Here is a 22,006-nt window from a genome sequence, read left to right as displayed (position 1 = left end):
GGGAAAGCTGCATCCAGCCCTTCAATCGATCGACCGCAGCACTTCCCGCACATGGTCGATCAATTCGTTGATCTGGCCCTTGGTGATGATCAGCGGCGGCGACAGTGCGATAATGTCGCCGGTGGTGCGGATCAGCGCGCCGCGCTCGAACGCCTTGACGAAGGCCGAGAACGCACGCTTGGTCGGGCTGCCGGCGATCGGCGCCAGTTCGATCGCGCCGATCAGGCCGATGTTCCTGATGTCGATGACATGCGGCTCGCCCTTGAGCGAATGCAGCGCATCCTCCCAATAAGGTGCCAGTTCCTCGCCACGGGTGAGCAAGCCCTCTTCCTTGTAGGTATCGAGCGTGCCGAGTGCGGCCGCACAAGCGATCGGATTGCCCGAATAGGTGTAGCCGTGGAAGAACTCGATCATGTGCTCGGGGCCGGTCATGAAGGCGTCGTGGATTTCCTTCTTCACGAACACCGCGCCCATCGGGATGACGCCGTTGGAGACGCCCTTGGCAGTGGTCATGATGTCGGGCGTGACGCCGAAATAGTCGGCGGCGAACGGCGCGCCGAGGCGGCCGAAACCGGTGATGACCTCGTCGAAGATCAGCAGGATGCCGTGCTTGGTGCAGATTTCGCGCAGCTTCTCGAGATAGCCCTTCGGCGGCAGGATAACGCCAGTGGAGCCGGCGACCGGCTCGACGATGACGGCCGCGATGGTCGAGGCGTCATGCAGGGCGACGATACGCTCCAGCTCGTTGGCGAGCTCCGCGCCATACTCCGGCACGCCTTTCGAAAAAGCGTTCTTCTCCGGCAGATGCGTGTGCGGCATGTGGTCGACGCCGCCCAGCAGCGTGCCGAACATCTTGCGGTTGGTGACGATGCCGCCGACCGAGATGCCGCCGAAATTGACGCCGTGATAGCCGCGCTCGCGACCGATGAGCCGGGTGCGTGAGCCCTCTCCCTTCACGCGGTGAAAGGCGATCGCCATCTTCAACGCCGTCTCGACCGATTCCGAACCGGAATTGGTGAAGAATACATGGTCCATGCCCTTGGGCGCGAGGTCGACCAGGCGGTTGGCCAGCTCGAACACGATCGGATGGCCCATCTGGAAGGCCGGGGCGTAGTCGAGTTCGGCGGCCTGGTGCTGGATCGCCTCGGTGATCTTCGGGCGGCAATGGCCGGCGTTGACGCACCACAGGCCGGCGGTGCCGTCCAGCACCTTGCGGCCGTCGCTGGTCGTGTAATGCATGTCCTTGGCGGACACGAACATGCGCGGCGCCTGCTTGAACTGCCGGTTTGCCGTGAACGGCATCCAGAATGCGCTGAGATCGTTCGGCGTGACTTTCAGCCGGTTGGACATGACCAAGACTTCCCCTTGTAACCTGTTTCGCTGCGCCCAACGCTTGGTCTTTGCCGCGCTTTCATGCTACGCAAATTTTGACCGATTGGACAAACGTTAGCACCGCCATGTCGGCGGTCAATGGATTACTAGCGGAAATGCGGCTCCTGAAGTGCGTTCCACAGGTTGGAGAAAAACTGGTCCAGAGAATTGGTCCAGTTGACCGTCGATGCGAGGGTCCGCAACGGTGACCACGAGCACGCAAGCCCCTCGCCGCACCCGCATCCAGCAGGAAAAGCGCGAACTGATCCTGGAGGCCGCGCTCGAAGTGTTTTCCACCAGCGGCTTCCGCGGTTCCACCATCGACCAGATCGCCGAAGCCGCCGGCATGTCGAAGCCGAACCTGCTCTACTATTTCCGCCGCAAGGAGGACATTCACGAGACATTGATGGAGCGGCTGCTCGAAACCTGGCTGGCGCCGCTCAGGGAACTCGACGACATCGGCGATCCGATGACCGAACTCAGGAGCTACATCAGGCGCAAGCTGGAAATGGCCCGCGACTTTCCGCGCGAGAGCCGGCTGTTCGCCAACGAGATCCTGCAAGGAGCGCCGCGCATCATGCCGCTGTTGGCGGGCGAGTTGAAGACGTTGGTCGACGAGAAGGCCGCCGTCATCAAGGGCTGGATGCGCGCCGGCAAGATCGCACGGACCGATCCCTGGCACCTGATCTTCGCGATCTGGGCAACGACGCAGCACTATGCCGATTTCGACGTCCAGGTCCGCGCCGTTCTGGGGCCGAACCGCGGCGGCGACGGCCGCTTCGAGGACGCTGCCCGCTTCCTGGAGCAATTGTTCCTCGATGGGCTGAAGCCAAACGGCTAGCGGCCGACCCACCGGTTGCTTGGTTCTTGCTGACCGTGGAGGTTAGCGGAGGCGCTCATCATTTCGTCATCCACGGGCGGAGCAAGGAGCGTAGCGACGCGGCGCAGACCCGAGGATGACGAAGCTGAGGGGTCTCACGCGCTACGCCGTTCGGCCGGCATCGCCTCCAGCAGTTGTTGTAGCTTGGCGATCGAGTTCTGCTCGGCGAGCGGCGTATAGACGATCAGCCGCATGTCCGAGCCGTCGTCGATCGACAGGCTCATATGCTCGAAAGCCATCAAGCCCGCCTTGGGATGCCGGACGTGCTTCACGCCGGTCAGTTTTCGCGCCACGTCGCGCCGGGGCCACCAGTCGCGGAACTCGGGACTTGAGTTCATCATCAGCGCGATCAGCCGTTCGAAATCTGGATCGCCGACATATTTGGCGCTTTCGGCACGAAACGAGGCGAGCACCACGCGGGCGAGTTCTTCCCAGTCGACCAGCAGGCGGCGGTGGTGCGGGTTGGTGAACACCATGTGGACGATATTTCTGCTATCGCCCTCCAGCAGGCCATAGTCGCCGAACACCGCCACGGCCGCTTCGTTCCAGGCAAGAACGTCCCAACGCCGGCCGACGACATAGGCGGGCTGCAGCACCAGGCTTTGCAGCATATGCGACAGCGTGGCATCGACCTTTTCCGGCGCCGCCACACGACGCTCCGGCTGCTGGCGGCCGGCCAGGATGAACAGATGCCGCTTCTCGACGGCGTCGAGGCGAAGCGCCTCGCAGAGCGCCGCCAGCACTTCCACCGAGGGCCGCACATCCCTGCCCTGTTCGAGCCAGGTGTACCAGGTGGTGCCGACACCGGCGATCATCGCCACTTCCTCGCGCCGCAGACCCGGCGTGCGCCGTCGCGGACCTGTCGCGATGCCGGTGGCCGACGGCGCCAGCTTTTCCCGGCGCGAACGCAGGAAGGCGCCGAGTTCACGCCGGCGGCTCTCGTCGGCTGATCGGGTGGAGGCAGCGGGAGCGTTCATGCCGGCTATTATAGCAGTATCGATACCAGGATAAAGTTTGAACTGTTTGACATGGGCAAAGCGCCCCATCTTGCGTTCAGGGCAACAACAGGAGGCTCTGAACATGGAATTGAAAGGCAAGACCATCCTCATCACCGGCTCGACCGACGGCGTCGGCCGGGTCGTGGCGCAAAGCCTGGGTGCCGCCGGCGCACGGGTGCTGGTGCATGGCCGCGATGCAACCCGTGGCAAGGCCGTTATCGCCGACATCGAAGCCGCTGGCGGCAAGGCCGAGTTTCTCGCTGCCGATCTCGCTTCACTGGCGCAGGTAAGACGCCTCGCCGAGGCCGTGCGCGGCAGCACAACCCGCCTCGACATCCTCATCAACAATGCCGGCGTCGGCACCGCCGGCGACAAGCGACAGACAAGCGCCGATGGCTACGAGTTGCGCTTTGCCGTCAACTATCTCGCCGGCTTCCTGCTGACCTCGGAGCTTCTGCCGCTGCTGAAGGCGAGCGCCCCGGCACGCATCGTCAATGTCGCGTCCGCCGGCCAGCAGGCGATCGATTTCGACGATGTCATGCTGACCCGCGGCTATAGCGGCGTGCGCGCCTATTGCCAGAGCAAGCTGGCGCAGATCCTGTTCACCGTCGATCTGGCCGAGCAGTTGGAAGGCAGCAGCGTCACCGTCAACGCGCTGCATCCGGCGAGCTATATGAACACCACCATGGTCCGACAGGCGGGCGTGACGCCGTGGAGCTCCGTCGAAACCGGCGCCGAAGCTATCTTGAACCTCGCCACCTCATCCGCGCTCGAAGGCCGCAGCGGCCTCTATTTCGACGGACTGCGCGAATCCCGCGCCGACGCCCAGGCCTACGACGCCAGGGCAAGACAGCAATTGCGCAGCATGAGCCTCGACCTTGTCGGCGTCGCTTCCCCATCGAAGAAAGAACAGTCATGACCGACAGAACCGAACACACAGTCATCATCGGCGGCTCGTCCGGCATCGGCCTGGCGACAGCGCGCAAACTGCTCGGCCCGGGCATGAAGGTGACCATCACCGGGCGCAACCAGGACAAGCTCGTCAGCGCCTGGAAGAGCCTTGGCGGCGCTGCCGACAAGGCCGCCTTCGACGCTTCGAAGCCGGATGACGTACGCCAGTTTTTCGAGCGCCTCGGCCCGTTCGACCATCTCGTTCTGGCAGCCAGCGGCGGCAAGGGCCTCGGTCCATTCGAAACCCTCGACCTTGCAGACATCGCCGGGGGCGTCGACGAAAAAGTGCGGCCGCAACTCTCCTGCCTTCAGGCCGCCTTGCCGACGCTAAGCAAGAGCGGATCGGTCACATTCATTTCGGCGGTGTCGGCCCAGGTCGCGATGCCAGGCGTCGCCGGCATCGGCGCCATCAACGGCATGCTGCTGACCGTCGCGCCGATCCTGGCGATGGAACTGAAGCCGTTGCGCGTCAACGTCGTTGCGCCCGGCGTCATCGACACGCCGTGGTGGGATTTTCTACCGGTTGAGCAGCGGCAGGCGGTCTTTGCCGAATATGCGGGGAAAACGCCGGTCGGCCGCATCGGCCGTGCCGAGGACGTCGCATCGGCGATAGCCTTCCTCGTCTCCAACAGCTTCATGACCGGCCAGGTGCTGACCTGCGATGGCGGCCTGCGATTTGCGGCCTGAGCGTTTGGCAGTGGTCGCCAGGCGACCACTGTTCCATGAACAAATTAAAGCGACTGCGCAATCAGCGTCAGGAACCCTCCGCTCAGCGCGACATTGCCCACGAAACCGTTGATGCGCGTTGCCCGGTCTGGACCCTGATGATCCCAGAAATTGTGGAACATTGGCGTCGCCACGACCAGGAACATCACCAGCACCGCGCAGGCAATCGCGGTGCAGAGGCCGGCCATCACCAGCACCCCGGCGATGATCTGCAGGACAATGCCGGCCCACAGCGCCAGCCGGGCCTGTGGCACGCCACGCGCGACCATCAAACCGCTCAGGAATGCCGCGTTCTGGATGTTGCGCAGGCCGGCGAAGACAAAGGCGCCGCCGAGCAGCAGGCGGCCGAGAAACAGCAAGGTCGAAGGCAAATCGACAGGCATTAAACTCTCCCTTTGAAAACAGTAGAAGCGCCGCCTTCGTCGGCGGCGCTCCAATAGACACCAGGCCGGTCAGGCCGCCTTGGCGGCCGGCATCGGATGGATGGCATGGAACGGGATGCAGAGCCGGTTCCAGGTGTTGATCATGCCGACCGCCACGGACAGCTTGACCAGTTCCTCTTCCGAAAAATGCTCGAGCGTGCTGACATAAAGTTCGTCCGGCACACCATTTTTGGCGATCAGCGTCACCGCCTCGGTCCAGGCGAAGGCGGCGCGTTCGCGCTCGGAGAAGAGCGGCGATTCCTTCCAGGCGGCGACCAGATAGAGCCGCTGTTCGGTCTCACCGTCGCGCCTGGCTTCGCGGCTGTGCATCTCGACGCAGAAGGAACAGCCGTTGATCTGCGAGGCCCTGAGCTTGATCAGGTGCAGCAGGCTCACCTCCAGCCCGCATTCGTCGACCGCCTTGTTGAGTGCCGTCACCTTCTTCATGATTTCCGGCGCCTTGGCGAAAAACTGCAGTCTCTGTTTCATCGTCTTTCCTTTCGCATCTTTGGGGAGGTTAGGCTTGGTTGGTTGAACGGGATTTCTGCGGCCGCTGATGACGCTCGACAAAGGCGCAGCTCGCGGCAAACGATCTGGGGTCGCCTTCCGCCGCGTAGTCCGCCACGATGTCGGACAGCTTCACCTCTGCCAGCGCTGCCCGGTAGGCGCGCTCGGCCTTCAGCATCGCGGCATTGATGCCGCAGGGTTTGACATAGGCCGAGGCGTCGATCTTGACCGGACCGTTGCGGCGGATCTCGCCGCAGCGAAACGCCGGCTCGCGCCCTTCGACGGCCAGCACGATGTCGAGCAGCGTGATGCGCTCGGCAGCCCGCGCCAGCCGGTAGCCGCCGGCGGGACCCGGCACCGATTCCAGGATCCGCGCCGCGCTCAACATGTTGAGATGCTTCAGGAGGTAGGTCGGCGACAGGCCAAAGGCCTCCGCCAGGGCCGCGCCCGGCATCGTGCTGTTGCCCTCGACACTGGCCAGCGTGGCCGCGCAGTGAATGGCCGCTTCAACGCCCTCGCCCAGCTTCATGATGCCAATCTCCAAATCGTGGATATCTTTTATCGTGGATAATTTTTATCTGCAATAGGGAAATGGAAAAAACGGCGCCCGAAGGCGCCGCTTTCTCGTCGAATGTCTGCTCCCTACTCCGCCGCCACCTTGGCCATCGGGTTGTTCGGATGCGTCGTCCAGTTGGCATAGACCGGCGACACCGGGCTGCCGGTGCGTTGGTCCAACGCGCCCGCCGCCAGCGGCTCCATGGTGATGCAATTGTCGACCGGGCAGACATTGACGCACAGATTGCAGCCGACGCACTCGGCCTCGATCACCTCGAAATGCCTGACGCCGTTGACCATGCTGGTGATCGCCTGGTGCGAGGTGTCCTCGCAGGCGATGTGGCAGCGGCCGCACTTGATGCAGGCGTCCTGGTCGATACGCGCCTTGGCGACATAGTTGAGATTGAGGTACTGCCAGTCGGTGACGTTTGGCGTGGCACGGCCGATGATGTCGTCGAGTGAGCGGTGGCCCTTCTCGTCCATCCAATTTTCGAGGCCGGCGATCATCTCCTGCACGATCTTGAAGCCATAGGTCATCGCCGCCGTACAGACCTGCACATTACCGGCGCCAAGCGCCATGAATTCGGCTGCGTCCCGCCATGTGGTGATGCCGCCGATGCCGGAGATCGGCAGGTCGCGGGTTTCGGGGTCGCGCGCGATCTCGGCCACCATGTTCATGGCGATCGGCTTCACCGCCGGGCCGCAATAGCCGCCATGCGAACCCTTGCCGTCGATGGTCGGCATCGGTGCGAAACTGTCGAGGTCGACGCCGGTGATCGAATTGATGGTGTTGATCAGCGACACCGCGTCGGTGCCACCGGCATGCGCTGCCCGCGCCGGTTTGCGGATGTCGGCGATGTTGGGCGTCAGCTTGGTAATGACGGGCATGCGCGTATATTGCTTGCACCAGCGCACCACCATTTCGATATATTCCGGCACCTGGCCGACGGCCGCCCCCATGCCGCGCTCCGACATGCCGTGCGGGCAGCCGAAATTGAGCTCGATGCCGTCGGCTCCGGTCTCCTCGACCAGCGGCAGGATGGATTTCCAGCTTTCCTCGACGCACGGTACCATAATGGATGCGATCAGCGCGCGGTCGGGCCAGTCCATCTTGACTTGCTTCATCTCGCGCAGATTGGTCTGCAAATCGCGGTCGGTGATCAGCTCGATGTTGTTGAGGCCGAGCAGGCGCCGGTCGGCGCCCCAGATCGCGCCGTAACGCGGCCCGTTGACGTTGACCACCGGCGGCCCCTCTTCGCCCAGCGTCTTCCAGACCACACCGCCCCACCCCGCCTTGAAGGCGCGGATGACGTTGTAGGCCTTGTCCGTCGGCGGCGCCGAGGCCAGCCAGAACGGATTGGGCGATTTGATGCCGACGAAATTGTTGCGGATGTCAGCCATGACAGGTCCCTTTCAACCGAGACGAAGGAGCATTTCCACGGGAGCAAGAATGCCGCCTTCAAGCGCGGCGGTGAGATTGGCGATCTTGGTGCGGGCATCCTCGCCCATGACGAGGCCGACGCCGGGCGGCGGCTTTTTGCCCTCGGCCTGTGCGGCGGCCATGCGGGCGCGCATCTTCGCGAAGAATTCTATGGCGAAAGCACCGCGTGGGCGCTCCGCGGTCACCGAGAAGCCCGCCGCGGTGGCCGCCGAACGATAGTTGTCTGGCGTGGCGACAAAGGACATGGTCTCGTCGGATGCCCATGGCAGCGGATAGGTCAGCGCGCCGTCCTTGAGCCGCATCACGTCGTAGACAGCGAAGACGCCGCCGGACTTGAGCACACGGGCGGCATCGCTCATCAGTTTGCGCTTGTCGGGCAGGTTCATGCCGACATGCAGGATCATTGCCGCATCGAAGCTGGCCTTGTCGAACGGCATGTCCAGCGCGCTGCCCTGCACGAAGCGCGTCTTGCCGTCCATTCCCACCTGTTTCGACAGGCTGGCCGCGATGTCGACATAGCTTTGCGTGAGGTCGATGCCGGTGACGTCGGCGCCGGCATTGTTCGCGGCAAAACGGGCCGGGCCGCCGATGCCTGAACCGATGTCGAGAAGCCGGACTCCAGGCTTCAGCCCCATCTGGTCGACGAGTTCCCTGGTGGCGGCCACGCCGCCAATGTGGAATTCGTCGACTGCGGCGAGATCGTCGGCGCTCAGAAAGGCGATTTCCACGCCAGTATCGGCAAGCGCGGCAAGAATCCGCTGCTCCAGGCCTGAACTCTCGTAGTGACGGGCAATGCCCGGTTCCACCGTGGCCATGATCCTTATCCCTGGGTCAGGCTCCTGTGGATGCTCTCAGCCGCATCGCGCCCTTGCGCCACGGCCGAGACGGTCAGGTCGTCGCCACCAAAAATGCAGTCGCCGCCGGCCCAGACCTTGGCCAGCGAGGTGCGCCCTTCCTCGTCAACCTTGATGCGGCCGGCTTCGAGGTCGATTGACGCCCCGCCGCCGTTGAGTGCGACCGGCACAAAACTCTGGCCGATGGCCTTGAACACCTGGTCGGCAACCAGCGTCAGCGTCTCGCCGGTGCCGGCAAGCTTATCCCCGATGAGCGCGGTGTATTCGAGTTCGATGGCACTGACCTTCCCACCTTCGGCGATCACCCGCTTCGGCTGCAGCCAATGGCGGATGGTCACGCCGTTGGCGGCGGCCAGGTCCTGCTCGAACTCGGAGGCGTTCATATGCTCCTGGCCGCGCCGGTAGCAGATCGTCACCTCCTCGGCGCCAAGCAGCTTCGACTGCACGGCGGCGTCAATCGCCGTCATGCCGCCGCCGATGACGACGACGCGGCGGCCGACCGGCAAGCCCGAGAGGTCGCTGGCCTGGCGAAGCTCGGCAATGAATTCGACCGCGTTGGTGACGCCGGCGGCATCCTCGCCATCGGCGCGCAGCGCGTTGACGCCGCCAAGCCCCATGCCGAGGAACACCGCATCGTAATTGCGGATCAGGTCGGAGAACTGGTAGTCGCGGCCGAGCGCCTTGCCGTTCTGGATGTCGATGCCACCGATCGCGGTGACGTAGTCGACCTCGGCCTGGGCGAAGTTGTCGACGCTCTTGTAGGCGGCGATACCGTATTCGTTGAGGCCGCCGGCCTTCGGGCGCGCCTCCAGGATGGTCACGTCATGGCCGTGGCGGGCGAGCCGGTGCGCGGCGGCAAGGCCGGCCGGGCCGGCGCCGACCACGGCAACCGTCTTGCCCGTCGGCTCGGCGCGTGGATAAAACTGCTTGTTCTCGCTCATCGCGACATCGGTGGCGTAGCGCTGCAAACGGCCGATCTGCACCGGCTTGCCTTCCGCCACCTCGCGCACGCAGACCTCCTCGCACAGCGTCTCGGTCGGACAGACGCGGGCGCACATGCCGCCCAGGATGTTCTGGTCGAAGATGGTCTTGGCCGACCCGATAGGGTTGCCGGTCGAGATCTGGCGGATGAACATAGGAATGTCGATCGAGGTCGGACATGCATTCATGCACGGCGCGTCGTAGCAGAAATAACAGCGGTCGGATTCGACCAGCGCCTCGTGATGATCGAGCGGCGGATGCAGGTCGGAAAAATTGTCCGCGTATTGGTCCGGCAGGAGCCGGCCGCCGACAATACCTTCTTTGAACTGGCCCACTGGCATCTTCAGTTCCCCATGTTTTCGTTTTGGGAAAGGCTAGCACGTTTTGTTTTTTTATCAATTGGTCAATTTTTGACGCAAGCCGCTGAAAAGGCTGAACTAAAAGATGACAATCAAATTCAAGTTAAGGTGACGGCAATGCAGGGATAGAGCTGCCGCCCATGCCAATGCCGTGGATCAACCTGATCTCATCAGCGACCAATTGTTGCAATGTCCAAAGATTGCGGTCGCGGATGCCGAATTCCTCGAGATGGCTGACCGTGTTGTAAAGATATTCCGCCCCGGAGCCGACATGGCCGCAGGCGCGCGCCAGCACTTGCGCCACTGTCTCCAGCGGCTGCCCGAGCGAAGTGCCTCTGCCCGTCACCCCGACCCAGAAACCCAGCGCCCGCAACTGCGCTAGCGCCGTACGCACCGGGACCCACCTGACCGACGCGACGCTCTCATGATCGTCGATCTCGCGCCGCAACAGCCTTTCGATCTGAGCAGCCTTCTCCCCTTCCGGTAGACGATAGATCACACCATCGCATCGCCCGCCGCGTTCGAGCGCCATCATCAGTCCTGGCTGCGCGACACTGCCGCGCCAGCGGACCATGTCGATGCAGAAGGAGCGATGCCAGCCATGGGCGGTGGCGCGCTGGCGTTCGACGGACTCGAAAGCTGGCTTCCAGATCAGTGAGCCATAGGCGAACACCCATAGCGGCCCCGCATCGGCTTCATCGGACAGCCGCGCGGAAAGGACCCGGAAATCCTCGTCACTCAGCTGCGTCCAGCTGCCGCTGGGCCCGGGATCGGCCTCCTCGCGATGGCACAGTGCGACAAGCTCGGCTGTAAGCGACATCTGCCGCATGGATCGAGGCCCCCTTCTCGAGCCCAAGCAAAGGCGAAAATCGCAAGGCGCGCAAGATACCAGGAGGCTGGCCTTGCCGTTCCCGATTTCTAGCCCAGATGTCGGATTTCTGTCGTCGAGATCGTCCTAGGATGGATCGAACGACGATCGGTGCACAACGGTGAGGAGACCGACCATGCCAAAATCCCCGATGCCCTTCTTCTGGTACGAACTGATGACGTCGGACCTCGACGCCGCGGAGGCTTTCTACACAAAAGTGGTCGGCTGGAGGGCTGAGCCCTTCGACAAGGCCCCAGGCATGCCGCGCTATATCGTCATGAATGTCGGCGAGCGTGGCGTCGGCGGCCTGATGACGATGCCGGAGGATGCGGCCAATATGGGTATGCCGCCCGGCTGGCTGGGCTATATCCATGCAAGGGATGTCGATGCCGCTACGGCGTCGCTGGAAAAGGCAGGTGGTGCCGTTCACCGCCAGCCCGACGACATTCCAGGCGTCGGCCGCTTCGCCGTCGTCGCCGATCCGCAAGGCGCGACTTTCATGTTCCTGCAGCCGAACGGCCCCGACCAACCCGTTGTGCCGGCCAGCACGCCTGGCCATATTGGCTGGCACGAACTTTATACGAGCGACTGGAAGGCCGCGTTCGATTTCTATTCCAGCCAGTTCGGCTGGGCCAGTGCCGGCGAATTCGACATGGGCCCGATGGGCATCTACCAGACCTTTACCGCCGGCCCCGAATCCGGTGGCGGCATCATGAACAAGCCCGAGCAGATTCCGGTCCCGGTCTGGCAGTTCTATTTCAATGTCACCGGCATCGACGCCGCAGCCAAACGCGTCACCGACAATGGCGGCAAGATCCTGATGGGGCCGATGGAGGTGCCCGGAGGCAGCTGGATCGTGCAATGCCAGGACCCGCAAGGCGCGCATTTCGCTCTGATGGCGCCGGTGCGGTAAGCGTCCGCGCCAACCGCTGAAATCACGCCTGCTTGCGTCGGCTCATTCTGGCGCCAGAACCGCGACCTTGAGGGTCTCTTTCTTGGCACCACTGAACTGGACGGTGGCTTGGCCCGCCGCCAGCTTGAAGCGCACGCTCTTGCGGATGCCGGGGCAGGTTTTGACACCGCTATAACCCGCCGATTTCACCGCATGGCCGTCCTGGATCACATCGATCCAGGCCTCGCCCGACAGGCTGATCTGGATGGCCCCCTCCGGCGGCACCGCCACGCTGGCCACGGCGCCGAACGTGCCCTCCGCGGGGGCCCGTTCGGGCGGCACCGCGAAACCGGCTTTCTCGGCCGGCACCAGCGCCAGATCCGCGGCGGCACCCACCGCGAGCGTCGCTCCGGACGGCGCTGAGGGCGCAGCGGGAAACAGCGCCTGTTCGCGCGTCACCGGCCATTTGAAGGCCTCGCAGCCGGCGTCCTCGGCCATGGCGAAGCTGGTGGTGCCCATAAGGATTGCGAACAGGCCGATGGCGACTTTTTTCATGGCGAGGGGACCCACATGTCTGGAGTGTCCATAAACTAATACAACCACAGCGATACAATTGCAACCCTAACGGGTACAATATCAAAGGTCAGGCCGGGGAACATTTCCAATCACCAATTGTTGATGGCAGGCCAGGGGAAGTGAATGGTCCATAGCCGGGCGATAACCTATGGCCGACCCGAGAAGCCAATGGAGTTTTGGATGAAGCTTTTCGATGGCCTTGCCAGATACCAGCCGCAGGCGCTTGGCGTTCTGCGTATCATGACCGCGCTGCAGTTCGTCGAGCACGGAAGCCAGAAACTGTTCAATTTCCCCGCAGGCGAACACGCCGCCGCCGCGTTGAGCGGACTGCCGCTGGCAGCCGGCATCCTCGAATTCGTCGGCGGCATTCTGCTGGCACTGGGCCTTATCACCCGCCCGGTCGCGTTCCTTCTGGCCGGCGAAATGGCGATCGCCTATTTCGTGGCGCATATGCCTCGCGACTTCTTCCCCGTCAACAACGGCGGCGATTCGGCGATCTCGTTCTGCTTTATCTTTCTCTATCTGGTCTTCGCCGGCGCTGGCGCCTTTGCGCTCGACAACCGCCGCAACGCATGATCCCATGCGGGGTGCGCTCTCACCCCCGCATCCGTTCGAAATTAGCATCGAACAGCGGCGCCGCCTGCATGCGCGCCGCATGCCGCTTGCCCAGCAACTCGATCTCGAAGCCGTCGCTCTCGTCGGCGATCTCCTTCGGCACGTAGCCGACGGCGACCGACTTCTTCGAATGATGGGCGTAGCCGCCCGACGTCACCCAGCCCCGCACCACGCCGCCGAACCAGATCGGCTCGTCGCCGATGACATCGGCATCCTCGGCATCGACGATGAAGGCGCGCAGCCGCAACTTGCCGCCCTGTTTGCGCTCGGCCAGCGCCGCCGTCTTGCCGATGAAATCGGCATCCTTGCCGTAGGCGACAAAGCGGTCGAGGCCAGCTTCCAGCGGCCCGTAGATCGGCCGGTATTCGCGCCCCCATGAACCGTAGTTCTTCTCCAGCCGCAGCGCGTTGAGTGCGCGCGAGCCGAACAGGCCGATGCCGAATTCCGCCCCCGCCGCCATCAGCGCCTGATAGGCGGCGCGCTGATATTCCGGCGCAACCCAGATCTCGTAGCCGAGATCCCCGGTGTAGCTGACGCGGCCGACCAGGCACGGTGCCATGCCGATATCCATCTTGCCAATGGCCATGAAGGGAAACGCAGCGTTCGATATGTCGGAGCGTGTGGCTTTCGCCAGCACGTCCCTCGCCCTGGGACCGGCGATCGACAGGCCGGTGAGCTTTTGCCCCAGCACCTCGATATGGACCGAGCCATCGTCAGGCAGATGCTGCTCGAACCAGCGCATGTGATATTGCTCGGCAATGCCGGAGCCGGCCAGGAACCAGACATCGGGGCCCAGATTGGCCAGCGTGAAATCGCCGATCAGCCTGCCGTCTTCCTTCAGCATCGGCGCCAGGGTCATGCGACCGGGCTTCGGCAGCTTGCAGGCGAGCATCCGGTCGAGCCAGGCCGCCGCCCCCTCGCCCGTCACCTTGTATTTGGCAAAGCTTGATATCTCCGACAGGCCGACGCCTGAGCGCACCGCCGCGACTTCGGCGGCGACATGGGTGAAGTCGCTCGAGCGCCGCCATGAGAACTCGTCCTTGACGCCTTCCGGTGCGTACCAGAGCGGCACCTCCAGTCCATAGGCGACACCCCATTGCGCGCCCTTGGCCGACAACAAATCATAGACGGGCGTCGTCTTCAGCGGCCGCCCGGCCGGCAATTCCTCATTGGGGAAGCGGATCGAAAAACGCCGCGAATAATTCTCGCGCACCTTGGCGTTGGTGTAGGCCATGGTCGCCCAGTCGCCGTAGCGCGCCACGTCCATCGCCCAGATATCGGCGCCGGGGTCGCCCTCGATCATCCAGTTGGATAGCGCGAGCCCGACGCCGCCGCCCTGACTGAAGCCGGCCATCACGCCACATGCGACCCAGAAGCCCGGCAGGCCGCGCACCGGCCCGACCAGCGGGTTGCCGTCGGGCGCGAAGGTGAAAGGCCCGTTGATGATTTGTTTGATGCCGGTGTTCTGGAAAGCCGGGAAATGCCGGAAGCCGACCTCGAGCGACGGCGCGATGCGGTCGATGTCCGGCGCCAGCAGCTCATGGCCGAAATTCCACGGCGTCTGATACTCGGACCACGGCTTGTTGGCCTTCTCATAGGTGCCCATCAGCATCCCACCGCGCTCCTGGCGCAGATAGAGCTCGCCGTCGAAATCGACAGCGTGGATGACCTCGGTGCCGGTTTTGGCATTCCAGGCCGCGACCTCCGGCATATCCTCGGTGATCAGGTACATGTGCTCCATGGCGAGCACCGGCAGTTCGAGCCCGACCATGCGGCCGACCTCGCGCGCCCACAGGCCGCCGGCATTGACGACATGCTCGGCCACCACCTCGCCCTTGTTGGTTATGACGCGCCACATCCCGTCGGGACGGCGCACGATGTCCTCCACCTTGGTGAAACGTTCGATCTCGGCGCCCAGCTTTCGCGCCGCCTTGGCATAGGCGTGCGTGACGCCCGAGGGATCGAGGTGGCCGTCCTCCTTGTTGCGGACGGCGCCAACGAACTGGCTGGGGTCGAGCAGCGGCATCAGCTCGGCCGCCTCTTTCGGCGAGATTTCCTCCAGCTCGATGCCGAGATAACGGCCCTTGGCGACGACCCCTCGCAGCCAGTCAAGGCGCGCCTCGGTGGCAGCCAGAAGCACGCCGCCGGTCAGGTGGACCCCGGTCGCCTGCCCCGACAGCTCCTCGATCTCCTTGTAGAGGTTGATTGTGTATTTCTGCAGCTTGGCGACGTTGGGGTCGCCATTGATCGTGTGCATGCCGCCGGCCGCGTGCCAGGTCGAGCCGGATGTCAATTCATCGCGCTCCAGGAGCACGATGTCGGTCCAGCCATGGCGGGCGAGGTGGAACAGCACCGAGCACCCAACGACGCCACCGCCAATGACCACGACTTTTGCATGCGATTTCATAGATTTTTCTCTGATATCAGTGAGTTGGATGGGAGATATGAATCGGGACAGCAGGAGCCAAGGCGCCCCCCTCTGGCCTGCCGGCCATCTCCCCCTCTAGGGGGGAGATCAGCAGCTTTGGCAACCGCACTACGCTTTCAGCGTGGGCGATTGGCGAAAGCCGAGACAGCGGCCAATCTCCCCCCTTGAGGGGGAGATGTCCGGCAGGACAGAGAGGGGTGCCGCGCGCCGGCGCCAAGGAAATCACGGCTCGCCCTGCCCGATCGCTTCCTTGCGCTTGGCCACATAGGCCTCGAGCTCTTCACGTACGGCAATGTCCATTGTCGGCTCGACATAATCCGCCAGTGCCTTCTTCCACAGCCGCGTCGCGCGCGCGGTCGCGTCGAGGCCGCCGGCTTCCTGCCAGGCCTCGAAATTCTGCCAGTTGGAAAGCATTGGCTGGTAGAAAGCGGTGGCGTAGCGCTCCAGCGTGTGCGGCTCGCCGAAGAAATGACCGCCGGTCGGCACCGCGCCCAGCGCCTCGACGGCAAGCTCGGCTTCGTCGACCACGATCGGGCGCAAAAACTCCATCATGTGCTGGATCATCTCGACGTCGATGATGAATTTCTCGAACGACGCCGTCAGCCCGCCTTCCTGCCAACCGGCGGCGTGGTAGACGAGATTGCCATGGCCAAGCACCGCGCCCCACAGCGCCATCAGCGTCTCATAGGCGCCTTGCGCATCGGCGACGTTGGAAGCCGAGCCGGGCGTCGTCCGGTATGGCAGGCCGTAGCGCCGCGCCAATTGACCCGAGGCGATGTTGGCCTTGGTGTTTTCAGGCGTGCCGAAAGCCGGCGCGCCGGACTTCATATCGACATTGGACGTGAAGGCGCCGTACATCACAGGCGCGCCGGGACGCACGAGTTGCGTCAGCACGACACCGAACAGCGCCTCCGCATTCTGCTGCGCCAAGGCGCCGGCCAGCGTCACCGGGCTCATCGCTCCCATCAGCGTGAACGGTGTCACCGCCACCGACTGGCCGTACTCTGCCATGGTCATCAGCCCCTCGGCCATCATCTCGTCGAAGCGGCGCGGCGAATTGACCGAGATGATGGTGGCGATGCCGGGATCGCCCCGCATCTGATCCAGCGTCAGCCCGCGCGAAATCGCCATCATCTCGATACCGTCCAGAGCCCTGCCCCGGCCGATCGCCGAGACATGGAAGCTCTTGTCGGTCAGCGTCAGATTGGTGAAGTAGGTGTCGAGATGGCGTGAGTTGGCCGGCAGCTCGACCGGCGCGCAGACCTGATTGCCGAGCATGTGGATACAGTTGAAATGCTGCGCCAGCCGGGTGAGATCAGCATAGTCGCGCAGATTGCCGGCGCGGCGGCCGCGCTCCATGTCGTGGACATTGGGAGGACCGGCCACAAGCGTGAAATTGATGGTGTTGCCACCGAGATGGATTGACTTGGCTGGGTTGCGTGGTGTCAGCGTATAGGTAGATCGCGTCGTCTTCAGCGCCTCGTCGACCATGCCGCGATCGACGCGCACATTGGCCGAGGCGTGATCGACCTTGGCGCCGGCCTTCTCGAACAGCGACAGCGCACGCGGGCTCATCACCTCGATGCCGAAATTCTCCAATATATGCATCGACGCCAGATGGATCGCCTCGATCTGGTCTGGTGACAGCAACGCCATCGGCGGATAGGGATTCGTCACCCGCCTGGGCGGCAGCTGCGCGATGGGCGCTGGCCCCCTGTTGCTGGTGCGCTCGGCGCCGCGCTTGCGTCTTGGTTCGGTCATGCCGGCATCAAAGCTTCGGCAGCGCGGCCGGTCTGTCAGAAATACGCCGTTTGCCGGCGTGATTTTAGCCAAGGCGGCATATCTGCAATGTCTGTTTAGAAATGACGACAATTAGCGTCGGAATACCGATATGGCATTTTCTCACCTGCTCGTGCCGACCAGGCGTTAACGGCAGCAGCAAGATTCCCTTTATGATTTCGGCTTATTGCTCATCCAATGCGTAGGTCGAGTTTTAGTAAAATTGTAGCGGTGTGTGCGCTGCTGGCACTTTCGGCTTGCGCCACCGCGCCCAGCCACATCAACAATGTCTGCGCCGTCTTCGACCAGAATGACGGCTGGTTCGACAATTGGCAGTCGGCCGCCGAGCGCGCGTCCCAGAAATACGGCGTGCCGGTGCCGGTGCTGATGGCCACCGTGCGCAAGGAATCCGGCTTCAAGAGCAACGCCCGGCCGCCGCGCACCAAACTGCTCGGTTTCATTCCGTGGAAGCACGTCTCGTCGGCCACCGGCTTCTCGCAGGCGCTGGACGGAACCTGGTCGCAATATCAGAGCGAGACCGGCAACTGGGCGGCGCGGCGCACGAAATTCGCCGACGCCGTCGACTTCGTCGGCTGGTATCATTCCAAGACATCAGACGCATACGGCGTCGCGCGCAACGACACCTACAACCTCTATCTCGCCTATTATCTCGGCTGGACCGCCTATGCCCGAGGCAACCGTGGCGATGCCGGCGTCCAGGGCTATGCAAGGGCCACCGACAAGATGGCCCGCGACTATGCACAGCAACTGAGCCAGTGCGGCAACTAAAGGGTTGCCGCAACGTTCGTGGCTTTCAGCGCGGCTTCTTGCCGAACACCTTGATGTATTCAGCCTCGCCGCCCTTGGCTAGCGCCTTTGCCTGCCTGACCCAGTCCTCGCGCTCGATACGGCCGTGGAATCTCAGATGATCGTCAACCCACTCGCGCTCTGCCTTCTTCCATGCGGCGACCTGAGCGTAGGTGAAGATGCCGAGGCCATTGAGGATGCCTTCCGTCTTCGAGCCGACGCCGGAGATCAGCTTGAGGTCATCGGGTTTGGCAGGCCTGGCGATGCCCGACGGGCGGTTCTTGTCGACATTTGCGCCGGCCAGACGGGCTGGCTCCGCAGTCGCGCTCGCCTTTGTCGCACTTTGGCTTGATTTGGTCTGCCTCACCGCAGGCTCACCAATTGGTGCCACGCGTGCGTTCTCCGCTTGGCGGCCGTCTCCAAGCGTCCTTGGCGTGAACGGCGCGGAGGTGGCGTTGGCGGGCTTCGGAGAGGCATCGCCGGTCTCGGAGACCTCGTCCCGGACTTCGTGGCGGCGAGCCCGGGAAACGGCTTCGGCCTCCTCGGCGGCCTCCCCCACAGCGTCGGCTTCCGCACTGGTCGTCTTGCCATGTGGTCGGTTGGGCGGCGTACCGGCAAAGCCCGGACCGTCGCCATGCGGCGCATCGTCCGGCACGCCCTCATGGGCGGCGTGTTCCTTGTCGAACTTGATTACCGGCTCCATGGTCTTGAGCACGTCGTCGGAGAGCCAGCACAGGCTCATATGGCCGTCGCCGAGATTCTTGACCGGCGGCACCTTGGTCTCGCACAAATTGTCGGGAACCAACTTCTTGTAGCCGCAGCGTGTCTGGAACGGACAGCCGGACGGCGGGTTCATCGCCGAGGGTATGTCACCCTCCAGCACGATGTGCTTCTTGACCACGCTGGTATCGGCGATCGGGATCGCCGACAGCAGCGCCTCGGTATAGGGATGATAGGGCGGTGCGAAGATCTGGTCGGTCGTGCCCTGCTCGACGATATAGCCGAGATACATGACGACGACGCGGTCGGCGATGTAGCGCACGACGGACAGATCGTGGCTGATGAACAGCATTGTCGTCTTGTTCTTGCGCTGGATGTCCATCAGCAGTTCGGTCACCGCCGCCTGCACCGAAACGTCGAGCGCCGAAACCGGCTCGTCGGCCACAACTACCTTGGCGTCGCCGGCAAAGGCGCGTGCCACGCCGATGCGCTGCTTCTGGCCGCCGGAAAGCTGGCGCGGCTTGCGCGTCTCGAACGCCCTGGGCAGTTTCACCAGGTCGAGCAGTTCCAGCATGCGCTTGCGCCGGTCGGCGACGGTCTTGCCGACATTGAATTTTTCCAGCGTGCGGATGATCTGCGACCCGACCGAATGGCTGGGGTTGAGCGTGTCGAACGGATTCTGGAACACCATCTGGATCGACGACACAGTGTCGACGCTGCGCTTCTCGATGCCGGTCGACTGGATTTCCTTGTTGCCCAGCGTCACGCTGCCGGAACTGGCCGTCTCCAGCCCGAGCAGCACCTTGGCCAGCGTCGACTTCCCGCAGCCGGATTCGCCGACGATGGCGACCGTCTCGGATTCGCGCGCCATGAACGAGATCGTCTCGTTGGCCTTGACGACGCGGCCTTCGCTCGAGCCGAACACCTCGCTGCCGCCGACCTTATAATATTTCCGGAGGTCCTCGATCTTGAGCACCGGCGCGCCGGGCACGACACGTTCATTGACCTTCTTGGCGCCGGGCGGCAGCGCGTCCCAGTCGATCTCGTTGAAGCGCACGCAACGCGAGAAATGGCCTTCGTGACCCGCGACCTCGATCATCGGGATCTCGGCGGCGTTGCAGACGCCCTCGACGAAATGATGGCAGCGCGGCCCGAAATTGCAGCCTTTAGGCCGCTCGTGCGGCAGCGGCAATTGGCCGGGAATCGCAATCAGCGGCCGCGAGTTCTTGTCGGCGCCCGGCAGCGGGATCGAACGGAACAGCCCTTGCGTGTAGGGGTGGCGCATCCGGTCGAAGACGTCCTTGATCTTGCCCGTCTCCACCGCCTCGCCCGAATACATCACCGTGATGCGGTCGCAGGTTTCAAGGATCAGGCCGAGATTGTGCGAGACGAAGATCATCGAGGTGCCGAACTTCTCGCCCAACCCCTTCACCAGGTCGACGATGCCCGCTTCCACGGTCACGTCGAGCGCGGTGGTCGGCTCGTCGAGCAGAAGCAGCGCCGGCTTCGACAGCAGCGCCATGGCAATGACGATTCGCTGCTGCTGGCCGCCGGAAAGCTGGTGCGGATAGGAGCGCATCATGCGCTCGGGATCGGGAAGCTTGACCGAGCGCACCATTTCGAGCGCCCTGGAATAGGCCTCTTCCTTCGACACCTTGTCGTGGATCAACGGCACTTCCATCAGCTGCTGGCCGATCTTCATCGCCGGATTGAGGCTGGCCATCGGCTCCTGGTAGATCATGGCGATCTTGTTGCCGCGGATGGCGCGCAGTTCCTCGTCGGAGAGCTCGCCCATGTCCTTGCCCTGGAACTTGATCTTGCCGCCGACGATCTTCCCGATGTTGGACAGGTCGCGCATGATGCCGAGCGATACGGTCGACTTGCCGCAGCCGGATTCACCGACGATGCCCATCGCCTCGCCCGGCATGACCGTGCAGGAAAAATCCATCACGGCCGGTATCTCGCCCTTGCGGGTGAAGAAGGAGATCGACAGGTTCTCGATTTCGATGATCGGCCCAGTGGTCGGCCCATTGGTCGGCTTGGCGGGATTTCGAACTGCCTCGTTCATGGGTCGCTCCAATCCAAATTTTACCAGACGCGGGTCAAGGCCCGTCAATCAGTCTTTCATCGATTGCTCGCGCAGCGAATCGGCCAACAGGTTGAGCCCCAGCACGAACGACATCAGCGCGATCGTCGGCGGCAGCGCCGGATGGATGAAGGAGCGCAGCAATCGGCTGGCGTCCTTGATCGCGGTGCCCCAGTCCGGGCTCTCGGGCGCAAGCCCCAGGCCGAAATAGCCCAGCGTGCCGAGCAGGATCGTGGTGTAGCCGATGCGCAGGCAGGCATCGACGATCAGCGGTCCGCGCGCATTGGGCAGGATTTCCCACAGCATGATATACCACGGCGATTCACCGCGCGTCTGCGCCGCCGCCACATAGTCGCGCGTCTTGATGTCCATCACAAGGCCGCGCACGATGCGGAACACGCCGGGGCTGGAGGCGAACACCACAGCCACGAAAATGTTGAGCTGGTTGGGATCGATGTGGACGATGTGCAGCGGATCCCTGTCGAAGACCAGGCCGAGGTAGATCCAGCCGCCTATGATCAGCGTCAGGCCAAGCAGGATATAGATCCGGTCGGGCCGGTTCTTGTAGCGGGTCCAGAACAGCACGCTGAAGAAGATGATCGGGAACAGGAAGAAGACACCGGCCAGCGCATAGGGGATCGGCGTGTCCATGATGCCCGGCGTCACCAGCAGGTAGAACAGCAGGATCACCGGGAAAGCCAGCACGAGGTTGGCCAGGAACGACAGGATGGAATCGATCTTGCCGCCGTAATAGCCGGCCGGCAGGCCGAGCGTGATGCCGACCATGAGCGCGAAACCGGTCGCTGCGGGTGCGATGATCAGCACGATCTGGCTGCCATAGACCATGCGCGAGAACACATCGCGCGCCAGCTTGTCGCCGCCGAACAGGTAGACGAGCCCCGATTGCGGTTCGATGGCGCCGGGCAGCGTGTCCTTCATGATCGGGACCTGGCCGAGCGGATCGAAAGGCGAGATGGTCGAGGCGAAGATCGCCGTGAACAGCCAGAACAGGCAGATGAAGACGCCCGCCATGCCGACGCCGCTGTCGAACAGCTGGCCATAGAGCGCCAGCTTCTTCTTGTAGAGAAAGCTCGCGCCCATGACGATGAAAAGCGCGACCCAGACCGGCCAGAAGCGCCAGAACACTTCGAGGATGATGGTGGAGGCGCCGATATATTGAGCTTGCATGC

General features: G+C 63.4%; 20 protein-coding genes. 6 read left to right on the top strand and 14 right to left on the bottom strand.

Translation table 11 applies throughout. The annotated features are described in order from the left end of the window. Nucleotides 1-21: 21 nt before the first annotated feature. Complete coding sequence (locus O7B34_RS08855) at nucleotides 22-1,350, bottom strand: aspartate aminotransferase family protein (protein ID WP_337145693.1); 1,329 nt, start codon at nucleotides 1,348-1,350, stop codon at nucleotides 22-24. Nucleotides 1,351-1,576: 226 nt separating this feature from the next. Here O7B34_RS08855 and O7B34_RS08850 point away from each other — a divergent pair, with 226 nt between their 5' ends. After that, nucleotides 1,577-2,212, top strand: a complete 636-nt coding sequence (locus O7B34_RS08850; RefSeq protein ID WP_337145692.1) for a TetR family transcriptional regulator C-terminal domain-containing protein — start codon at nucleotides 1,577-1,579, stop codon at nucleotides 2,210-2,212. A 134-nt stretch (nucleotides 2,213-2,346) separates the two neighbouring features. On the opposite strand, the gene O7B34_RS08845 is transcribed toward O7B34_RS08850, so the two are convergent. After that, entirely contained in the window at nucleotides 2,347-3,228 is an 882-nt protein-coding gene (locus tag O7B34_RS08845) for a helix-turn-helix transcriptional regulator (RefSeq protein ID WP_337145691.1), read from the bottom strand. 103 nt (nucleotides 3,229-3,331) lie between these two features. Between O7B34_RS08845 and O7B34_RS08840 the strand changes: the two genes are divergently transcribed. Beyond that, entirely contained in the window at nucleotides 3,332-4,168 is an 837-nt protein-coding gene (locus O7B34_RS08840; RefSeq protein ID WP_337145690.1) for an SDR family oxidoreductase, read from the top strand. Next, on the top strand, nucleotides 4,165-4,887 hold the full coding sequence (locus tag O7B34_RS08835; RefSeq protein WP_337142764.1) for an SDR family oxidoreductase: 723 nt from the start codon (nucleotides 4,165-4,167) through the stop codon (nucleotides 4,885-4,887). Before O7B34_RS08840 ends, O7B34_RS08835 begins: the two co-directional genes overlap by 4 nt. Before the next feature lie 44 nt (nucleotides 4,888-4,931). On the opposite strand, the gene O7B34_RS08830 is transcribed toward O7B34_RS08835, so the two are convergent. From O7B34_RS08830 to O7B34_RS08800, 7 genes are all read right to left on the bottom strand, one after another. Next, nucleotides 4,932-5,309: a DoxX family protein gene (locus O7B34_RS08830; RefSeq protein ID WP_337145689.1), complete on the bottom strand. Its 378-nt coding sequence runs from the start codon at nucleotides 5,307-5,309 to the stop codon at nucleotides 4,932-4,934. A 69-nt stretch (nucleotides 5,310-5,378) separates the two neighbouring features. Next, the gene (locus tag O7B34_RS08825) at nucleotides 5,379-5,837 is read right to left on the bottom strand and encodes a carboxymuconolactone decarboxylase family protein (protein WP_337145688.1); all 459 of its coding nucleotides are present in this window, start codon (nucleotides 5,835-5,837) and stop codon (nucleotides 5,379-5,381) included. 28 nt (nucleotides 5,838-5,865) lie between these two features. After that, the gene (locus O7B34_RS08820; protein ID WP_027141588.1) at nucleotides 5,866-6,384 is read right to left on the bottom strand and encodes an RrF2 family transcriptional regulator; all 519 of its coding nucleotides are present in this window, start codon (nucleotides 6,382-6,384) and stop codon (nucleotides 5,866-5,868) included. Between the two features lie 113 nt (nucleotides 6,385-6,497). Further along, on the bottom strand, nucleotides 6,498-7,811 hold the full coding sequence (gene preA, locus O7B34_RS08815) for an NAD-dependent dihydropyrimidine dehydrogenase subunit PreA (RefSeq protein WP_337145687.1): 1,314 nt from the start codon (nucleotides 7,809-7,811) through the stop codon (nucleotides 6,498-6,500). 12 nt (nucleotides 7,812-7,823) lie between these two features. Continuing rightward, nucleotides 7,824-8,666 (bottom strand): class I SAM-dependent methyltransferase, encoded by an 843-nt coding sequence (locus tag O7B34_RS08810; protein ID WP_337145686.1) that lies wholly within the window; start codon nucleotides 8,664-8,666, stop codon nucleotides 7,824-7,826. Nucleotides 8,667-8,671: 5 nt separating this feature from the next. Next, the gene (locus tag O7B34_RS08805) at nucleotides 8,672-10,027 is read right to left on the bottom strand and encodes an NAD(P)-dependent oxidoreductase (RefSeq protein WP_337145685.1); all 1,356 of its coding nucleotides are present in this window, start codon (nucleotides 10,025-10,027) and stop codon (nucleotides 8,672-8,674) included. A gap of 121 nt (nucleotides 10,028-10,148) precedes the next feature. Further along, the gene (locus O7B34_RS08800) at nucleotides 10,149-10,874 is read right to left on the bottom strand and encodes a gamma-glutamylcyclotransferase (protein ID WP_337142757.1); all 726 of its coding nucleotides are present in this window, start codon (nucleotides 10,872-10,874) and stop codon (nucleotides 10,149-10,151) included. 175 nt (nucleotides 10,875-11,049) lie between these two features. On the opposite strand from O7B34_RS08800, the gene O7B34_RS08795 reads away from it, so the two are divergent. Then, nucleotides 11,050-11,826, top strand: coding sequence for a VOC family protein (locus O7B34_RS08795; RefSeq protein WP_337145684.1), 777 nt, complete (start codon nucleotides 11,050-11,052; stop codon nucleotides 11,824-11,826). A 42-nt stretch (nucleotides 11,827-11,868) separates the two neighbouring features. On the opposite strand, the gene O7B34_RS08790 is transcribed toward O7B34_RS08795, so the two are convergent. Next, the gene (locus tag O7B34_RS08790) at nucleotides 11,869-12,360 is read right to left on the bottom strand and encodes a hypothetical protein (protein ID WP_337142755.1); all 492 of its coding nucleotides are present in this window, start codon (nucleotides 12,358-12,360) and stop codon (nucleotides 11,869-11,871) included. Between the two features lie 201 nt (nucleotides 12,361-12,561). On the opposite strand from O7B34_RS08790, the gene O7B34_RS08785 reads away from it, so the two are divergent. Then, nucleotides 12,562-12,957, top strand: a complete 396-nt coding sequence (locus O7B34_RS08785) for a DoxX family protein (RefSeq protein ID WP_337145683.1) — start codon at nucleotides 12,562-12,564, stop codon at nucleotides 12,955-12,957. A 19-nt stretch (nucleotides 12,958-12,976) separates the two neighbouring features. Here O7B34_RS08785 and O7B34_RS08780 read toward each other — a convergent pair whose 3' ends face one another. Together O7B34_RS08780 and O7B34_RS08775 are read right to left on the bottom strand one after the other, a co-directional pair. After that, a complete protein-coding gene (locus O7B34_RS08780) occupies nucleotides 12,977-15,403 on the bottom strand; it encodes a GcvT family protein (RefSeq protein ID WP_337145682.1) in 2,427 nt (808 codons plus the stop codon). 243 nt (nucleotides 15,404-15,646) lie between these two features. Beyond that, entirely contained in the window at nucleotides 15,647-17,185 is a 1,539-nt protein-coding gene (locus O7B34_RS08775) for a trimethylamine methyltransferase family protein (protein WP_337145681.1), read from the bottom strand. Nucleotides 17,186-17,401: 216 nt separating this feature from the next. Here O7B34_RS08775 and O7B34_RS08770 point away from each other — a divergent pair, with 216 nt between their 5' ends. Beyond that, the gene (locus tag O7B34_RS08770; protein ID WP_337145680.1) at nucleotides 17,402-17,992 is read left to right on the top strand and encodes a transglycosylase SLT domain-containing protein; all 591 of its coding nucleotides are present in this window, start codon (nucleotides 17,402-17,404) and stop codon (nucleotides 17,990-17,992) included. A gap of 25 nt (nucleotides 17,993-18,017) precedes the next feature. Here O7B34_RS08770 and O7B34_RS08765 read toward each other — a convergent pair whose 3' ends face one another. Beyond that, nucleotides 18,018-20,798, bottom strand: coding sequence for a dipeptide ABC transporter ATP-binding protein (locus O7B34_RS08765; RefSeq protein ID WP_442920956.1), 2,781 nt, complete (start codon nucleotides 20,796-20,798; stop codon nucleotides 18,018-18,020). Between the two features lie 48 nt (nucleotides 20,799-20,846). Next, complete coding sequence (locus tag O7B34_RS08760) at nucleotides 20,847-22,004, bottom strand: ABC transporter permease (RefSeq protein ID WP_337145679.1); 1,158 nt, start codon at nucleotides 22,002-22,004, stop codon at nucleotides 20,847-20,849. Between the last annotated feature and the right edge of the window lie 2 nt (nucleotides 22,005-22,006).

The organism is Mesorhizobium sp. Cs1299R1N3 (assembly GCF_037179625.1).
Taxonomy (GTDB): domain Bacteria; phylum Pseudomonadota; class Alphaproteobacteria; order Rhizobiales; family Rhizobiaceae; genus Mesorhizobium; species Mesorhizobium salmacidum.
Note: the sequence above shows the minus strand (reverse complement) of the source record. Positions and strands in the feature narration are given on the sequence as shown.

What these genes read in the sequence shown, in the direction of transcription:
- O7B34_RS08855 (WP_337145693.1), bottom strand. Translation starts at nt 1,350, where the DNA reads ATGTCCAACCGGCTGAAAGTCACGCCGAACGATCTCAGCGCATTCTGG.
- O7B34_RS08845 (WP_337145691.1), bottom strand. Translation starts at nt 3,228, where the DNA reads ATGAACGCTCCCGCTGCCTCCACCCGATCAGCCGACGAGAGCCGCCGG.
- O7B34_RS08840 (WP_337145690.1), top strand. Translation starts at nt 3,332, where the DNA reads ATGGAATTGAAAGGCAAGACCATCCTCATCACCGGCTCGACCGACGGC.
- O7B34_RS08835 (WP_337142764.1), top strand. Translation starts at nt 4,165, where the DNA reads ATGACCGACAGAACCGAACACACAGTCATCATCGGCGGCTCGTCCGGC.
- O7B34_RS08830 (WP_337145689.1), bottom strand. Translation starts at nt 5,309, where the DNA reads ATGCCTGTCGATTTGCCTTCGACCTTGCTGTTTCTCGGCCGCCTGCTG.
- O7B34_RS08825 (WP_337145688.1), bottom strand. Translation starts at nt 5,837, where the DNA reads ATGAAACAGAGACTGCAGTTTTTCGCCAAGGCGCCGGAAATCATGAAG.
- O7B34_RS08820 (WP_027141588.1), bottom strand. Translation starts at nt 6,384, where the DNA reads ATGAAGCTGGGCGAGGGCGTTGAAGCGGCCATTCACTGCGCGGCCACG.
- preA (WP_337145687.1), bottom strand. Translation starts at nt 7,811, where the DNA reads ATGGCTGACATCCGCAACAATTTCGTCGGCATCAAATCGCCCAATCCG.
- O7B34_RS08810 (WP_337145686.1), bottom strand. Translation starts at nt 8,666, where the DNA reads ATGGCCACGGTGGAACCGGGCATTGCCCGTCACTACGAGAGTTCAGGC.
- O7B34_RS08805 (WP_337145685.1), bottom strand. Translation starts at nt 10,027, where the DNA reads ATGCCAGTGGGCCAGTTCAAAGAAGGTATTGTCGGCGGCCGGCTCCTG.
- O7B34_RS08800 (WP_337142757.1), bottom strand. Translation starts at nt 10,874, where the DNA reads ATGCGGCAGATGTCGCTTACAGCCGAGCTTGTCGCACTGTGCCATCGC.
- O7B34_RS08795 (WP_337145684.1), top strand. Translation starts at nt 11,050, where the DNA reads ATGCCAAAATCCCCGATGCCCTTCTTCTGGTACGAACTGATGACGTCG.
- O7B34_RS08790 (WP_337142755.1), bottom strand. Translation starts at nt 12,360, where the DNA reads ATGAAAAAAGTCGCCATCGGCCTGTTCGCAATCCTTATGGGCACCACC.
- O7B34_RS08785 (WP_337145683.1), top strand. Translation starts at nt 12,562, where the DNA reads ATGAAGCTTTTCGATGGCCTTGCCAGATACCAGCCGCAGGCGCTTGGC.
- O7B34_RS08780 (WP_337145682.1), bottom strand. Translation starts at nt 15,403, where the DNA reads ATGAAATCGCATGCAAAAGTCGTGGTCATTGGCGGTGGCGTCGTTGGG.
- O7B34_RS08775 (WP_337145681.1), bottom strand. Translation starts at nt 17,185, where the DNA reads ATGACCGAACCAAGACGCAAGCGCGGCGCCGAGCGCACCAGCAACAGG.
- O7B34_RS08770 (WP_337145680.1), top strand. Translation starts at nt 17,402, where the DNA reads ATGCGTAGGTCGAGTTTTAGTAAAATTGTAGCGGTGTGTGCGCTGCTG.
- O7B34_RS08765 (WP_442920956.1), bottom strand. Translation starts at nt 20,798, where the DNA reads ATGAACGAGGCAGTTCGAAATCCCGCCAAGCCGACCAATGGGCCGACC.
- O7B34_RS08760 (WP_337145679.1), bottom strand. Translation starts at nt 22,004, where the DNA reads ATGCAAGCTCAATATATCGGCGCCTCCACCATCATCCTCGAAGTGTTC.